17 protein-coding genes are annotated in these 14428 nt (G+C 47.0%); 7 read left to right on the forward strand and 10 right to left on the reverse strand.

The genetic code is table 11. The features are described 5' to 3' along the window. Window positions 1–113 precede the first annotated feature (113 nt). The 6 genes from R7Z10_RS16125 to R7Z10_RS16150 all read right to left on the reverse strand — a co-directional run bounded on the left by R7Z10_RS16125 (window position 114) and on the right by R7Z10_RS16150 (window position 4716). A complete protein-coding gene (locus R7Z10_RS16125; protein WP_064354461.1) occupies window positions 114–626 on the reverse strand; it encodes a macro domain-containing protein in 513 nt (170 codons plus the stop codon). Between the two features lie 59 nt (window positions 627–685). After that, window positions 686–1111, reverse strand: coding sequence for a VOC family protein (locus R7Z10_RS16130; protein WP_017634369.1), 426 nt, complete (start codon window positions 1109–1111; stop codon window positions 686–688). A gap of 174 nt (window positions 1112–1285) precedes the next feature. Beyond that, the gene (locus R7Z10_RS16135; protein ID WP_005374344.1) at window positions 1286–1771 is read right to left on the reverse strand and encodes a VOC family protein; all 486 of its coding nucleotides are present in this window, start codon (window positions 1769–1771) and stop codon (window positions 1286–1288) included. A gap of 139 nt (window positions 1772–1910) precedes the next feature. Continuing rightward, on the reverse strand, window positions 1911–2240 hold the full coding sequence (locus R7Z10_RS16140; protein WP_017634368.1) for a DUF4144 domain-containing protein: 330 nt from the start codon (window positions 2238–2240) through the stop codon (window positions 1911–1913). Window positions 2241–2264: 24 nt separating this feature from the next. Further along, window positions 2265–2801 (reverse strand): DUF924 family protein, encoded by a 537-nt coding sequence (locus R7Z10_RS16145; protein WP_005374339.1) that lies wholly within the window; start codon window positions 2799–2801, stop codon window positions 2265–2267. Between the two features lie 67 nt (window positions 2802–2868). Then, the gene (locus R7Z10_RS16150; protein WP_318105294.1) at window positions 2869–4716 is read right to left on the reverse strand and encodes a M3 family metallopeptidase; all 1848 of its coding nucleotides are present in this window, start codon (window positions 4714–4716) and stop codon (window positions 2869–2871) included. Between the two features lie 276 nt (window positions 4717–4992). On the opposite strand from R7Z10_RS16150, the gene R7Z10_RS16155 reads away from it, so the two are divergent. Then, a complete protein-coding gene (locus tag R7Z10_RS16155; RefSeq protein ID WP_017634365.1) occupies window positions 4993–5355 on the forward strand; it encodes a hypothetical protein in 363 nt (120 codons plus the stop codon). 71 nt (window positions 5356–5426) lie between these two features. Here R7Z10_RS16155 and R7Z10_RS16160 read toward each other — a convergent pair whose 3' ends face one another. Continuing rightward, window positions 5427–5600: a hypothetical protein gene (locus tag R7Z10_RS16160; protein ID WP_005374332.1), complete on the reverse strand. Its 174-nt coding sequence runs from the start codon at window positions 5598–5600 to the stop codon at window positions 5427–5429. 234 nt (window positions 5601–5834) lie between these two features. Between R7Z10_RS16160 and R7Z10_RS16165 the strand changes: the two genes are divergently transcribed. The 3 genes from R7Z10_RS16165 to R7Z10_RS16175 all read left to right on the forward strand — a co-directional run bounded on the left by R7Z10_RS16165 (window position 5835) and on the right by R7Z10_RS16175 (window position 9641). Next, on the forward strand, window positions 5835–6977 hold the full coding sequence (locus R7Z10_RS16165) for a sugar diacid recognition domain-containing protein (RefSeq protein WP_318105296.1): 1143 nt from the start codon (window positions 5835–5837) through the stop codon (window positions 6975–6977). Between the two features lie 158 nt (window positions 6978–7135). After that, entirely contained in the window at window positions 7136–8488 is a 1353-nt protein-coding gene (locus R7Z10_RS16170; protein ID WP_021452774.1) for a GntP family permease, read from the forward strand. 16 nt (window positions 8489–8504) lie between these two features. Continuing rightward, the gene (locus R7Z10_RS16175) at window positions 8505–9641 is read left to right on the forward strand and encodes a glycerate kinase (protein ID WP_318105298.1); all 1137 of its coding nucleotides are present in this window, start codon (window positions 8505–8507) and stop codon (window positions 9639–9641) included. A gap of 95 nt (window positions 9642–9736) precedes the next feature. On the opposite strand, the gene R7Z10_RS16180 is transcribed toward R7Z10_RS16175, so the two are convergent. Further along, window positions 9737–11173: a PLP-dependent aminotransferase family protein gene (locus R7Z10_RS16180; protein WP_318105300.1), complete on the reverse strand. Its 1437-nt coding sequence runs from the start codon at window positions 11171–11173 to the stop codon at window positions 9737–9739. 92 nt (window positions 11174–11265) lie between these two features. On the opposite strand from R7Z10_RS16180, the gene R7Z10_RS16185 reads away from it, so the two are divergent. The 3 genes from R7Z10_RS16185 to R7Z10_RS16195 all read left to right on the forward strand — a co-directional run bounded on the left by R7Z10_RS16185 (window position 11266) and on the right by R7Z10_RS16195 (window position 13262). After that, entirely contained in the window at window positions 11266–12165 is a 900-nt protein-coding gene (locus R7Z10_RS16185; protein WP_138939344.1) for a DMT family transporter, read from the forward strand. Between the two features lie 66 nt (window positions 12166–12231). Then, window positions 12232–12519, forward strand: a complete 288-nt coding sequence (locus R7Z10_RS16190) for a hypothetical protein (protein WP_005374318.1) — start codon at window positions 12232–12234, stop codon at window positions 12517–12519. Between the two features lie 221 nt (window positions 12520–12740). Continuing rightward, window positions 12741–13262, forward strand: coding sequence for a hypothetical protein (locus tag R7Z10_RS16195; RefSeq protein ID WP_318105324.1), 522 nt, complete (start codon window positions 12741–12743; stop codon window positions 13260–13262). Window positions 13263–13299: 37 nt separating this feature from the next. Here the strand turns inward: R7Z10_RS16195 and R7Z10_RS16200 are convergent, their stop codons facing one another. Both R7Z10_RS16200 and R7Z10_RS16205 read right to left on the reverse strand, forming a co-directional pair. After that, the gene (locus R7Z10_RS16200; RefSeq protein ID WP_318105301.1) at window positions 13300–13827 is read right to left on the reverse strand and encodes a GNAT family N-acetyltransferase; all 528 of its coding nucleotides are present in this window, start codon (window positions 13825–13827) and stop codon (window positions 13300–13302) included. Window positions 13828–13860: 33 nt separating this feature from the next. Next, on the reverse strand, window positions 13861–14328 hold the full coding sequence (locus R7Z10_RS16205) for an HAD family hydrolase (protein WP_005374312.1): 468 nt from the start codon (window positions 14326–14328) through the stop codon (window positions 13861–13863). Window positions 14329–14428 lie beyond the last annotated feature (100 nt).

A 14428-nucleotide genomic window follows, 5' to 3' on the forward strand; every position in this document is an offset into this window, starting at 1 on the left:
TGGATGACCCCCCCTAGCATTCGTAGCGCTTAACGAACGATAATTCAGTGACAAATAAGACAAACCGGACTGTGTTAGCAGTCCGGTTTTTTATGCCTCTTGTCACAAAGATTTTAGTGCTGGGTCAGGGCGTGTTGCCATATCGAAAGCATCTCTTCAGTAAACAAGTAAAAGCGCATGTCGAGTGCCGCGTATTCCGGTCTTTGGCAAACGGCCATCGCGACTTCTGCTGCTTCTTGAGGTGGGTAACCATACACTCCGCAAGAAATCGCAGGCAGCGCCACACTTTGGCAGTGGTTGGCGAGCGCGAGATCCAGCGAACGTTGATATGCAGATTCCAACACCGCTTTTGGATCGGCGAATTTATCGTAAATCGGGCCAACGGCATGAATGACGTAACGCGCGTTTAAATTGCCAGCCTCAGTAATGCGTGCGTCACCAAACGGGCATCGAATATCGTCGACATCATCAACGGCATAACACGCATTGATAAGCGCAGGCCCTGCTGCGCGATGAATGGCACCATCGACGCCACCTCCGCCGAGCATTCTCGGGTTTGCTGCATTCACGATGGCATCGACATGGGCGGTGGTGATGTCGCCTTGGACTAACGAGATCGCGTTCATTTTTTTGAGCCTTCTACAATGGTGAGAAACAAATGGTCAGTAACACAGTAAAGTGTAGCTTACTCATCAATCACTTGAGGTTTTAACTCGACGACATTTCCTTCCGGATCATGTATATAGAGTGATCTACCGAACCCTTGTGCGCCATACCGCTTCGCAAACTCTTCGGTTTCAATGCCGCGCGCACGCAGATATTCCAGTAATTCATCCTCGGAAAAAGGCGCCAATTGCAGGCAAAAATGGTCAATATTACGACCATTTTGAACTGGTGGCTTACCGCCGAGTTGGCCCAATTCGCTGTCTACCGTCACTACATCAATCAATGCGTTACCTGCCCTAAGTTGAGTTAAACCAAGTTCCGTTACTTCGCGTTCGACAGGGCAGCCCAAAATGTCTCGATAGAAATGCAACATAGCATCGAGGTTACAGGTCCTTAATACAACATGATCAAGCGCTTTGATGGCGATTGGATTTTTGGTGGGCATGCTTCACTCCTTTTTGCATTGTGTTGAGGTAAGTATAAAGTGACCTTAAAAGTGGTGAGAGAAATGATCAAATTCAAGATGTTTTTTTGCTAGAGCGAGTGCAGAAACACTGCAACTCAAAGCAAACAAAAAAGGCTAGCGTATTGCTAGCCTTTTGGAATATGGATGGGGCTATTACTCGTAATCAGAAGCGTAAGTTTCTTCGTAAGTGTGTGAGTAAAGCTCGAATAGGTTGCCGAATGGGTCTTCTAGGTAAACCATTTTCGCAGGCTTATTATCGTCTTCTGGGTGGTAACGCATGATGTCCATGCGAACTTTGCCACCTAGTGCTTCGGTGCGTTTGATAGCACCTTCAAAATCGTCTGTCTGCAAACAGAAATGGAAGATACCGATGCGAGAAAAATCCACTTCATGGCGCTCTTGACGTTCTTTCATTTCGAATAACTCAAGGCCGATGCCATCACTTGTCACAAGGTGCGCAATGTTGAAGCCTTTAAAGCCTTCCCCAAAGACCGCAATACACATTCTGCCAATTGCCGTTTCGCGTTCTTCAATCACTTTCGTGTTGCCCATAACGACTTTTAGACCTAGCGCTTGCGTGTAAAACTCAACCGCTTTGTCCATATCTCCGACCATAATACCGACATGATTCATTTTCATTTGTTTACTCCCAACATGTGTGTTTGAACGTTGTCTTGTTTCGATGTGGGAGAGTATATGGCGTGATGTTGATTACATGAAATTATCATAAATTATAAAAATGATAATTTTATTTAATGCTGTACATGTTGGGATTGAGTTAGTGAGCTAAGGCCTCAACAGCTTGCCTCACCGAGGTGAAATGAATCTTGATAATGCACCGTTGCGCGAGGCTGAATTCATGCGATTGGATTAATGACGTAACCTCTTCTACGGACAGCGTTCGTTCTTTTAGATGTAAAAGAGTGGTGTTCGAACCATTGTTTTTCAATTCAAACGTGTTGCCATTTGAGTCGATAACGTAATCATCTTGCCCAAAAATGAGGGCTTCGCATTCAGAGTCTAAGTCGGACTGGGAATGCGTATAGATCAGCTCATCGTCGCCGTCTAGTTTTAGCAAGCATGGCCAGCATACTGCGTGGTCTCTCATGGTTAACTCATTATTCATTGTTATTTAGAAACTTGACCCAGGTTGTTGCAAAAACGCTAACTCTTCGGGAGTGCTCTCTCTTCCCAGTATCGCATTGCGATGAGGATAGCGCCCAAACTGGTCGATGATGGCTTTGTGTTTTAGCTCAAAATCGTAGTTATTTTCAAGCCCTGATGCGCGGAACAATTTTTCAGCTTCGACATGAATGAGGCGAGATTCGCTGTGCATAAACGGCATGTACAAAAAACTTAGCTGCTCAGGCGCTAATTCTTTATCGTGACCTAACCGAATTGCCTCTTGAGCCAATGCTAATGCGAGTGGGTCTTGTGCAAACGCTTTTGGGGTGTTGCGATACACATTACGTGAAAACTGGTCGAGGACGATGATTTCGGCCAATCGTCCTTGTGCGCTGTCACGCCAATTAAACAGTTCACAACGAGCCGCTTGTTCTAATACCGAGGCAAATCGCGATGCAATACGCTTGTCCAGTTCTGGGTTGTTTTCAAACCAATTTTGGGGCGATAGCTCCTCGAACCAAAATTTGATGACTTCTTGGTACATGGATCTTCCTTCTTATTGCATTAGCTAAAGAATAAAAAGCCAGAAGGCGAGCTCCTGGCTTTCTGTGTTATCGACCGTAAGTCTCTACGATGTAACGTTCAAAATCGTCACACATTTGTTCGTCAGAGATGGCGTTGCTTGCCAGCTCTTTACTGCCGTCGACGACTTTAATCGCGGCGTTCAGTGAAGCGACTGATGCTCGTTCTCGCGTCGCAAGTGAGTCGATTTTCTTCTGCTGCACTTCCCATGCCTGTTCTGGCGACAGGTTACACACGTCTGCAAGGTACTTAGCATTAAAACCTTCACCAGTCAGGCTGACAATGGTTTCGTTGTGAGACAAGTGATTGCCTGCGTGCCAGTAGTGTTTTGCCAGCAGTGGGCCAATTTCTGGGTTATCCGTCAGGTAACCAAACTTCTCAAGGAAGTATGCACGGGTCTGATACACCGCCATGTGCGCGAGTAGATAACCTTGATACGCACAAGCCGCTTCGTCGGATAGCAAATGTGGAATCGCCATCAGTGGGCGAGGGCTGCATTCCAAACCAAGGATCTGTTTTTCACAATCGCGAGCCAGCTTAGTGATGCGTTCTGGCGTTAACTCGTCATCGCTCAATTGATACAACGCGCGCTCAAAATATGGTACAACCAAGATGCTACGTTCTTCATAAGCTTTGAATGGCTGACGGCTGTTGATCATTGCTTGAATAATCTCATCAGGCACAGAATTCCCTTCATCATCCAGTGCGTACTGTTTTAGCCAATCGGCATCGGTTAACAGGCTATCACAGAACATCGACTGAGTTTCTGCATAAGCCATTGACGTCGGCGCAAACTCCTGCGAGAAACAAGGCGCGTTCATTTTTACGTTCGCAAAGTGTGCTGCGTGGCCGCCTTCGTGGAACAGCGTGTTAATGCCATCATAGCCGCTGCCCACTTGGTCTGGCTTGGCATTACTGGTGAAGTTCACCTGCGCTGCGACCCATTCGCCTTGATTATAGAAAGAAGGGATAGGGCCGTGGCAGAACCCGTTCGGGTACTTACCTTTGCGATCTAGTAAATCCAGCGTTAGCGTCGCGCCAGAGTAATCAATATTTAGGCGACCAAATGATTCTACCCAGCGTCTCAGAGATTTTGAGAACGGCACGTATGGGTCAAGGTCACGCATAACGTCACCCGCGAATGAGTAAACAAAGTTGTAGCCTGCTAGTGCGCTTTCGCCTTTCTCTTTCGCCAAGTTTTCTAAGCTGTTTAGATGCGCATCTCGCGTGCGTTGTTCGAAATCTTCCAAAATCTCGAATAGCTGCTCAGAGCTCATCTTTTCCGTTTTTTGCACGGAGTAATCAAAGAAAGTCGCATAACCCAGTGAGCGAGCGAACTGGTTGCGCAGCTTGATCAGCTCTATAAAGCCGTTTTGCAGTAGCCATTGTTCAAGGTTCAGCAACGCTTGATGAGCTGATTGGCGAACTTCTTCATGATTGCTAGTGCGAATGGTTGAGCTTAATACTGGAAGTGAACCTTCTACTTGCTCGCCGTTCTCATCGGTAAATGTTTGTACGTGGTTCTGTTTTTTCTCGAAGAGCTCAGCTTCAAAGGCAATGAGCTGATTTTTCAACGCTTGTGCTTTTTCGCCCTCGATAGCGTGAGATTCAAACATCGCCAGCCAACCAGATAGACCCGTAATGGTTTGTTGTTTCTCTTGTGGGTCGGTAATTGAGTCCGCGGCTTCAAGCTGTTGTTTGATGGCAGTAATTTGCTCGGCGTTGCTTAAAAAGCTTGTCCATGCCGTTTGTGCTTGCGTCGAGCCATTATGGTCATCGCTGATCCCCATGTAAGTTTCCCAAAAGAAATCTTCTTTGGTGCGGTGAATCGCAAGGTAACTTTGATTGAGGTCGTTGAGGTAATCCGTTGCGGTCATTTTGATCCTTCAAATGGTTTCGTTATGTAGACAGTTGATTATTGCACGCTTGGTCGCGAGAAAGGAACGCTAATCTCATTTGTCGATTTTGCATCGCGTAAAGGTGATTTTACTATTTGTTTACATTTGGGTGAGTTAATAGGAGTTATGAGCTTGCAGTGTTAAGACTGGTATGGAGTTTACAGTTTATTAAGTAATTAATCTGCGGTGCGCTATCGATGATCCTTATCAGGTGTAATAAGATTTCCATATCGTGGCGATACAGTTGGAAACGATATGATAAATAAGACAAAAGTTACGTTATTGGCGGTAGGTACGATTTTAGTTGGATGTTCCACAGTCGCGCCACCAAGAAATGATGCGGTTGAAAGCATTCAACAAAAGTGTTCTGTGATTTTAAGCAATGATGTTGCGGGCGATCAGCGCTGGCAGACGTACAACGGCTTGCTTGTAGAATATGCCGTGCATGGCGTTAAGAGTCAGGCACAACTGGAACGTTTTGAAGCGTTTGTGCAGAGAGTGCAAGATGATGAGTCTGGACAGTTAGTTACAGAGTTGATTGAGGTCACCGACTGGGGATGCTCAAACGGCAATTATCTTGAAGAGATGAGCTTGTTTATTCAAGAAGTTCAAAAGTAAAAAAACCGAGCGTTAAGTCGCTCGGCTTTTCTGTTTGTGGAACGCTTTTGTACGCTGGTTCGTCAGGACGTTTACTCCTCTGGATACTCGCCCATACCTTGCGTTTTACCTTCCGCTTTCCAATGCTCTCCAGGAGCAAATGCTTCATCGCATAAATCTACGGTGTAGCCCATTTCTGTGATTTCCTTCAAAGTGAGGTTATCAGCAATATTTGCAACTTCCCCCGATTTATTCCGTAACTCCATGTTGATCTCTCCTCTGTAGGTAGACGAGTGGCATCAATGCACAGTGAAGAATGCATTGGTAACCTTTGTTCTAAGTATATAACCCGCTGCTAAAAATGAAGGTTTAATCCACTTTTTAAATATGGGTAATTGGATAATGCTTTGAGCTGCTTCCGTTATTTAGAACCGCAGCATCGCGATAGTTTGCCATTTGTGATTTATTGAGTGATTAAACGGTCAATTTGGAAACTCGAAATGGTGATTCTCGACCACGCTTTAGCACAACAAATTGTTGATCGAACCATGTCCATCATTGGTCACAATGTGAATGTGATGAACTCGGCAGGCATCATCATTGGCAGTGGCGACCCTAAACGTGTTGGGCAAGTGCATGATGGCGCGGTACTGGCGCTGAATCATGGCGATTCGCTAGAGCTTAATGAGCAGCAATGTTTGACGTTGCAGGGTGTCAAACCCGGTATCAATATGTTGTTGAAATTACATGGCGACGTGGTCGGTATTGTTGGCGTCACAGGCGAGCCGGAGAAAATCCGAGATTTTGCAAAACTGGTTAAAATGACCGCTGAACTGACAATCGAGCAAGCCGCGCTGGTGGAAAAATTTCAGTGGGACAGACGTCATCGCGAAGAGTTTATTCTGGCTTGGATCAATGGGAAATTGACCGATGAAGAGCTGAAAGATTGGGCGATGCGTCTTTCTATCGATGTTACTCAACCACGGGTGGCAACGGTGATTGAAGTCTCGACGCCGTCCGCCTCGAAAAGCATGAAGAGTGTGCGCAATATTGTTGAGCTGCTTGAATACCCAGAGCGTAACAACCTAGTTGCGATTGTCTCAGTGAATGAAATTGTGGTGTTGAAACCGTGTCATTCCGCCAAGCAGTGGGATAGCCAAGTTGAAAGTGAGCGCATTGATAAGTTGATGTCGCGTTTAAGCGATCACGATTCGCATACGTTTCACATTGCGCTAGGGCAGCTGTTTAATGAGCCTAAAGATGTCGCGTTGTCATACCAAAGTGCGAAGCAGGTATTAGCTATTGGCAAGCAGTTTTACCCAGAGAAACGTAAGTACCTGTTCGATGAACTTCGTTTGCCTGTTTTGTTAGCGCCGTTGGCGGATATTTGGCAAGGTGAACAAATTGTTGATGGTGTGAAACGGTTGAAAGAGAAAGACAAATCTGGGCAATTATTGAAAACCCTAGATGCACTGTTTGAATGCAATGGCAATGTAACAGAATGCTCTAAAATGCTGTTTATTCACCGGAACACTCTGCGCTATCGGTTAGAGAAAATCACCGAGATAACAGGGCTACCAACTACCAATTTTGTGGGGTTAGCGGAGCTTTATATTGCGACTCGGCTCTCAAAAATGTCGTGATATTGTGCATCTGCACAATACGCGTCATTTTTTGACCACATCATTTGTCACTCCGCCTAAAGGAATTCTAAAGCAAACGATTAATAATTCATGCGTCCCTACATGTTGAGTGAGCCAACACGGACTCGCTCAGCAAAATAAGAATAAATGGAGTTATCATGAACCTTATATTAATCCTGCTCGGGGTGATCGCATTTATTGTGCTCACGACCACCAAATTCAAATTACATCCCTTTTTAGCGCTGATCATCGCGGCGTTCCTTGCGGCATTTGCTTACGGCTTACCGGCAGATAGCATTGCCAAAACCATTGCTTCTGGCTTTGGCGGCATCCTTGGTTACATTGGTTTGGTTATCGTTTTAGGTACCATCATTGGTGTTATTTTGGAAAAAAGTGGTGCGGCGATCACCATGGCCGATACGGTCATCAAAGTGTTGGGTGAGCGTTTCCCAACATTGACCATGAGCATCATCGGTTACATCGTTTCTGTTCCAGTGTTTTGTGATTCAGGCTTTGTCATTCTGAACTCGCTCAAAGAATCACTCGCTAAGCGTTTAAAAACCTCAAGCGTTGCGATGAGTGTGGCGTTGGCAACTGGCCTATACGCAACGCACACGTTTGTGCCGCCAACTCCTGGCCCGATTGCCGCTGCGGGTAACTTAGGCCTGGAATCTAACCTTGGTTTAGTGATTGGTGTGGGTGTGTTTGTTGCAGCGGTTGCGGCGCTAGCGGGTATGTTGTGGGCGAACCGATTCCAACATGTTGAACCAGATGGCATTGAAGCCGCAGAGGAAATTCAGCATGATTGGCAAGCACTCAAAGCGTCTTACGGCAAATTGCCAACGGCGAGCCAAGCATTCGCTCCTATTTTTGTTCCAATCTTATTGATCTGTTTTGGCTCTATCGCGAAATTCCCAAGCCTACCGCTGGGCGAAGGTTTTGTGTTTGATGTTCTGACTTTCTTAGGACAGCCACTAACGGCATTGGTGATTGGCCTGTTCCTTTCTGTTCGCCTACTCAAGTCAGACAACAAGATTGAAGAATTTGGCGAGCGAATCAGCCAAGGTATTACGGCTGCTGCGCCTATTCTTTTGATTACCGGTGCGGGTGGTGCATTTGGCGCGGTATTAAAAGCAACGCCGCTAGGTGAATACTTAGGTACGACGCTATCGGCGCTGGGCGTGGGTATTTTCATGCCATTTATCGTTGCGGCTGCGCTAAAGTCGGCGCAAGGTTCATCAACGGTTGCATTGGTGACCACATCGGCTTTGGTTGCGCCTATGCTCACGCAATTGGGGCTCGATTCAGAAATGGGCCGCGTATTAACGGTGATGGCGATCGGTGCAGGTGCGATGACGGTTTCTCATGCAAACGACAGTTTCTTCTGGGTAGTTTCGCAGTTTAGTCGCATGTCGGTGGGCCTAGCGTACCGCGCGCAAACCATGGCTACGCTCGTTCAAGGTGTCACGGCAATGGCATTAGTGTACATTTTGAGCCTCGTTCTCTTATAAGTCTCTGGAAATACGTATGAAAGTGGTAATTGCACCTGATTCATTTAAAGAAAGCTTAACCGCCAAACAAGTGAGCGAGGCGATCAAAACGGGTCTTGCTCGCGTATGGCATGATGCCGAGTTTGTTACGGTTCCGGTCGCAGACGGTGGCGAAGGCACGGTTCAATCTTTGATAGATGCAACTCAAGGCGAACAAGTCTTCACAACGGTGACCGCGCCATTAGGGAATGATGTTGAAGCGTTTTATGGCATCCTCGGCGACGGCGAAACCGCGGTTATTGAAATGGCGGAGGCCAGTGGTCTGCACCTTGTGCCGAGTGATGCTCGCGACCCAAAACTGACCAGTAGCATTGGTACTGGACAGCTGATCAAACACGCGCTAGATAGAGGTATTCAACGCTTAATCATTGGTTTGGGCGGCAGCGCTACCAATGATGGTGGCGTGGGCATGTTGACCGCGTTGGGGGTGGCGTTTCTTGATGAATCTGGTCATGCAATTACCCCAAATGGAGGCGGGTTAGCGGCGCTTGCGTCCATCGATATTTCTGGTCTTGACCCTCGCTTAGCAACTTGCGAAGTGTTGGTAGCGTGCGATGTTGATAACCCACTCTGTGGTGACAAAGGCGCGTCGGCTATCTTTGGCCCTCAAAAGGGAGCGACGGTATCAGACGTCACTCTGCTCGATAACGCATTGCGCAAGTTTGGCGAGTTGACGGAACAAGCGACGGGTAAGCATGTACTGACTCGTGAAGGGGCGGGTGCTGCTGGTGGTATGGGCGCGGCCTTGCTCGGGTACACGCCAGCATGTTTGCAACCAGGAATTGAGATTGTGCTTGAAACGGTCAAACTTGCTCAGCATGTTGAGGATGCGGATATCGTATTTACAGGCGAGGGTCGAATCGATCATCAAACCGCACATGGCAAAACGCCGATGGGCGTTGCTCAGGTGGCTAAGCAGTGTAATTTACCAGTCATTGCATTAGCAGGCTGTGTGGGCGACAACTATCAGGCGGTTTATGAGTGCGGCATTGATGCGGTGTTTGCTTGTGTACCAAGGGCGATGAGCTTACCTGAGGCCATGAAAGAGGCCGACGTCAACGTTGCTAATTTAGCCGAAAACGTCGCGAGAATGTGGCAAATTAAGTCGCACTGAAGGCGATGACGATATGAAAAACTCCACCTTTGCGTGGAGTTTTTTGTTGTTACCTGTTTGCGTGTGTCGGCATAAGTTCATTTAGTAAGAGCGAGTTAACAGGCATGCTTTGCTATCAATTTTGCCAGTGTTTGCATCGCGTGACTCCAATCGGTTTCATGACCAAAGTTTGCCACGCTGAGGCGTACGCAATGCCGATATTGCCCTTGAGTGCCAAATACGGTGCCGGGAAGTAGGCTGATTCTGTGCTTATTGCATGCTTGATACAACGCATAGCTGTCCGTGTCTTCGGGCAGTCGCAACCAAAGCAAGAACGAACCTTGCACGGCGTTGATCTGGTATCGATTTTTTAGAGGTTCGTATTCATCCAAGTATTGATGAAGCATCTGGATAAATCGGCGCATGTTGTTTTGATAAACCCGACCCATTCGCGCAGTATGCGTTCGATACTTGCCTGACGTTAGAAACGTTGCCACGGCGGATTGCATCAGGTTCAAACTGCCCATGTTCTCACACAATAGATATTGCTCAATTTGATCTCGATATCGCCCCGCCAACATCCAACCAATTCTCAAACGCGAATCGAGCGTTTTGGATAACGAATTCACGTAAATTACGCGTTGCTTGTCATCGAGCAATCTCAAGCTTGGTAACGGCTTGTCATAGCTTAACCCGCCAAACACATCGTCTTCGATAATAGGAATATTGCCAGATGCCAAGAGCAATCGCTGGCGCTTTTCTAGCGGCATCATGGCACCAGTTGGATTGGTGAAGTTTGGCGTTACGATGATCGCTTTTATGTCCCATGTCGCCATTGCTTTTGCTAAGGCTTCGGGGTACATGCCGTCGCGCGGGCAACTCGGAATTTCCACCGCTTTGAGGCCGAGTGATTCGAGCATCAATAAGTTGCCAAAATAGCAAGGGGACTCCACCGCGACGATATCGCCTTTTTGTGTCGTTGCGCGCAGCGCTAGGCTAATGGCTTGTTGCGCGCCGTGCGTCACCATGATCTCATCCAACTTGGCTGGCGTGCCCAAATCTTGTGTGATTTTCGCCAGTTGTTTGATTAAGAGGTGATCACCGGGGGGTAATTGGTAATGGCTCGGTACATGCGTTTGCTGGCGGCTGTGGCGGCCGATCTCGGCGTACAAGCTTTTGATCGCGGGGGAGTCAATGTTTGGGTGGGCAGAACCGGTAGGCAAACGCTCTTGGTATTCAGGATAAGTAAGGATTTCTTTGCAGATCGAGAGCAAATCCACGCGAGTCGGATCCGGAATTGAGCGAGAGGTCGGCAAGGCGACTTTAACTCGATAACCCGATTTGGGTACCGAGTAAACCAAGTTTTGTGCTTCCAGCTCTTGATACGCACGAATCACTGTATTTTTACTGACGTTTAATTCTTGGCTCAACGAGCGAATGGAGGGCAGTCGATCATCCGCCTGATAAACGCCACCATTGATGGCTTGTTTGAGGTGTTTTTCCACCACGAGGTACTTATTCCCTTCACCGCTTCCCAATAAATTTGTACCCATAAAAACACTTCCATCTGTCACTTTTTGAAAACACTGTACCTAATTACATTAGCAGTATCTCAAAACATAAAACAAGCGTGAGTGAGGCGATCATGTTAATCCGAGCCATCCCTTTTGTATTTGTCATCCTTTGGGCTTCTGGATTCGTTGGTGCGCGTTTTGGTTTGCAATATGCCGAGCCAGCGACACTACTTTCTATCCGTATGGCATTCAATGTCTTATTGTTTTTGGTTCTTGTGGCGGTATTGCGTAGAAGGTTGCCGACAGGAAAAGATTTTTGGCACAGCTGTGTGGTTGGTGCGTTGATCCACGGTTTCTATCTGGGCGGTACTTATTTCGCTATCGCCTTGGGTATGCCTGCTGGGTTGAGTTCGTTGCTGGTGGGTATTCAACCGATTTTAACCGCGGCTTTGCTGGTGGCGTTTGTTCGTGAGGAGTTTAAGCCCTCGCAATGGCTGGGTTTGGCTCTTGGTTTTGTCGGTATCGCTATGGTGTTGATGGGCAAAATGGAGTGGCAATCCGAGCAGCATAAAGTGTTGGCCATTGGTTTGTGTTTGTTGGCTTTGGTTGGTATCACGCTAGGGACACTTTATCAGAAAAAACATTGCCAAAAAGTGGATATGGTGGGTGGTGCGACGGTGCAATATTTGGCCGCGCTCGTCATGTTTCTGCCCGTTGCGATGCAGTTTGAAACCATGCAAGTGCAGTGGGAACTGGAGTTTATTTTGACCGTGTTGTGGTTGGTCGTCGTGCTCTCTTGTGTAGCTATTCTACTGCTGCTGTACATGGTTAAGAACGGTGCTGCATCGAGCGTAGCTTCTGTATTCTACCTGGTGCCGCCAACGACGGCGATTCAGGCTTGGCTCGCGTTTGGAGAGTCATTTGATTGGATGGGGATTTCTGGTTTCGTACTGGCAGCTACGGCGGTGTATTTGGTGGTTAAAAAGCCGGATCTGACGATAAAGAAATCGATTCAAACAGAATATACCTAAATTGGGTAGGGACATTTGCGTGCCAGTGGGTACAATCTGCTTCATCTTAATCCGTGGAGCAGAATGATGAAGGTAAAGCCAGATCGAATGACCGCCATGCGTAGCATCATCGAGCAAGTAAAAGCGGAACTACCAATTTATGAACCAGAAACGTTTGTATGTGGACCAGAAGGGCAGTGCATTGGCTGTCCGAAGAAATTGTTGGAAATGGTCGATTCAGAAGTCACTTATTGGGAGTCAGCCATGGAGCGCGGCATTGTTCCGCAGTTCGATGAGATTCGTCGTTTTGGCAAAATGTGCACGAATGTTCGTCGTGGTCTGGTGCGAAATAATGTGCCTTTACTCAGTAACTAGAGAGTAAAAACCGTCTAATATCTGACACATAGCGTCGTTTTGTTACACGGCTATTTGGCTGCTGTTCTCAAGTTTGCGTGGTGTTTGTTTCTTCTTACCCCTTAAGCCTTTAATCGTAAGAAATTGGCGATATATTGGCTCGGTCTCACATGGATGTGGGGCTATTGTCTTGGGCTAGTTGAGATAAGAAACGTGAAATCAAAGGGATTTACGCTGATGGAATCACCATAGTGCTTACCACTTTGGCTTTCATCGCATTAGCTGCTTTACCAGTACTACTCGATATTCATCGCCAAGCATACGCTGCGATGTTACACAGTTCTCAGTCTTCTTTGGGTACGGCTCTCAAATTCTTCCATGCTCAATCAGTGATTGATAACGCTTACGGCCAAGAGCACGTTCACTACATTGACCGACATGTCAAAACACGCAAAGGCATGCCAGAAGCGAGTGCCGATAGTATTCGAGCTTTGTTAGAAATCGATCTACCAGCCAGAGGTTATTCGAAAATTGACGTGCCGTGCAAAGGCAGTGATTTTTGCATCATCGGTCAGCAGCACCCGAACAGCGCTCATTTTGTCGCGATTCCTGATTATCAGTTCTTAGATAAATCGGGTGTTGATCGCGTTGTGTACATTTGGCCGCAAGGTTACACATTGGCAGAAGAAGCGTGCTATTTCTACTACGTGAATCAAGCCTCTAACGATTCAATTGTTCGAGGGCATGTGACGCAAGGGTGTTAACCCCGAATAAGTGTTGCGAACAACGGTTATCGTGACTCTACAAATCTGGGCTTTTCGAACGGCTTTGCGCTTTATACAATATCATTTTTTGACTCATCAAGACTTTACCATTTGGCAAGGTCACTTCCCCAAGTTCTCCCTGATGTTCAAATCCAAACCGTTCATACAAAGCAATCGCTGGTGTGTTGGTTGTGTATACGTAGAGTGCGATTTGGTCGTAACCAAATTCCCAACCACGCGCGATCGCAACTGCCAATAGTTTCCGCCCCAGTCCTTTGCCTCGGTAGTTTTTGTCGATGTGAATACCAAGAATACCGACGCGAAGGCGTTGCCCTCTTTCGTAACCGCACATCTCAGCTGGGTAGATTTCAACACTACCGATAAGTTTTTGGCGGTCAAACGCGACAAACTGAGGGATGGACTCGTTTTCCACACGTTGCAGGATTCTGCAAAGCGTTGCGTTATCGGGTGCAGGAGAAATCAAAAATTCCCCTTCGGAGTACACCCGATTCCACAGCGCGGTGAAGCGCGCGATATCGCTCACCTTGATGGATCTTATTTGCATTCATCTTCCTTGATTAGTGCAGGTTAGTAACGGTTAGGGGATAAGCTCAGATAAACAACGAATTTGGTTAGGAATGGCTTCGGCTGGTGCATCAGCGCCCGTTGGGTTAAACCAAATTGTGTTTACGCCCGCTTTCATCGCAGGGTAAATATCTTTGTGAGGTAAATCGCCAACCATGGTTATTCCACTCACGTTAACCCCTAACTGTTTTGCGATGGCGAGATAAAACTCAGGTTGGTTTTTAGCGATGCCGAGGTTGGCAAAACAAAAATAGCCATTTAAGTATTGGTCTAAGTCGACGCGAACAAATGCACGCTGAACCTCTTCCATGTTGGAATCAGATGCACTGGTCGCAATGTAGATGGGATGATTTTGGGAAAGTATTGCCAGTGTTTCTCTGGCTTGAGGAACTGCTTCTACGTGTTCCCAATCGCACATTTTTCCTTGTGCGTGAGGGAAATCTACCATCAAGGTGTTCCCCCAATCGAAAAGATAAATCATGTTCGAATCTCCTTATCCGCACATCATATCGTCTTTTTCTAAAATCAGGGGGTAAATTGCATCGATAAATGCGATTTAGGTGGGTTTAGTCGTGAAAAGC

The organism is Vibrio sp. Vb1018 (assembly GCF_033338775.1).
Lineage (GTDB): Bacteria > Pseudomonadota > Gammaproteobacteria > Enterobacterales > Vibrionaceae > Vibrio > Vibrio alginolyticus.

Coding starts and splice junctions, on each gene's coding strand:
- R7Z10_RS16170 (WP_021452774.1), top strand. CDS start 7,136: ATGAACCTTATATTAATCCTGCTCGGGGTGATCGCATTTATTGTGCTC.
- R7Z10_RS16145 (WP_005374339.1), bottom strand. CDS start 2,801: ATGTACCAAGAAGTCATCAAATTTTGGTTCGAGGAGCTATCGCCCCAA.
- R7Z10_RS16150 (WP_318105294.1), bottom strand. CDS start 4,716: ATGACCGCAACGGATTACCTCAACGACCTCAATCAAAGTTACCTTGCG.
- R7Z10_RS16130 (WP_017634369.1), bottom strand. CDS start 1,111: ATGCCCACCAAAAATCCAATCGCCATCAAAGCGCTTGATCATGTTGTA.
- R7Z10_RS16125 (WP_064354461.1), bottom strand. CDS start 626: ATGAACGCGATCTCGTTAGTCCAAGGCGACATCACCACCGCCCATGTC.
- R7Z10_RS16190 (WP_005374318.1), top strand. CDS start 12,232: ATGAAGGTAAAGCCAGATCGAATGACCGCCATGCGTAGCATCATCGAG.
- R7Z10_RS16140 (WP_017634368.1), bottom strand. CDS start 2,240: ATGAGAGACCACGCAGTATGCTGGCCATGCTTGCTAAAACTAGACGGC.
- R7Z10_RS16155 (WP_017634365.1), top strand. CDS start 4,993: ATGATAAATAAGACAAAAGTTACGTTATTGGCGGTAGGTACGATTTTA.
- R7Z10_RS16135 (WP_005374344.1), bottom strand. CDS start 1,771: ATGAAAATGAATCATGTCGGTATTATGGTCGGAGATATGGACAAAGCG.
- R7Z10_RS16180 (WP_318105300.1), bottom strand. CDS start 11,173: ATGGGTACAAATTTATTGGGAAGCGGTGAAGGGAATAAGTACCTCGTG.
- R7Z10_RS16200 (WP_318105301.1), bottom strand. CDS start 13,827: ATGCAAATAAGATCCATCAAGGTGAGCGATATCGCGCGCTTCACCGCG.
- R7Z10_RS16205 (WP_005374312.1), bottom strand. CDS start 14,328: ATGATTTATCTTTTCGATTGGGGGAACACCTTGATGGTAGATTTCCCT.
- R7Z10_RS16160 (WP_005374332.1), bottom strand. CDS start 5,600: ATGGAGTTACGGAATAAATCGGGGGAAGTTGCAAATATTGCTGATAAC.
- R7Z10_RS16185 (WP_138939344.1), top strand. CDS start 11,266: ATGTTAATCCGAGCCATCCCTTTTGTATTTGTCATCCTTTGGGCTTCT.
- R7Z10_RS16175 (WP_318105298.1), top strand. CDS start 8,505: ATGAAAGTGGTAATTGCACCTGATTCATTTAAAGAAAGCTTAACCGCC.
- R7Z10_RS16165 (WP_318105296.1), top strand. CDS start 5,835: ATGGTGATTCTCGACCACGCTTTAGCACAACAAATTGTTGATCGAACC.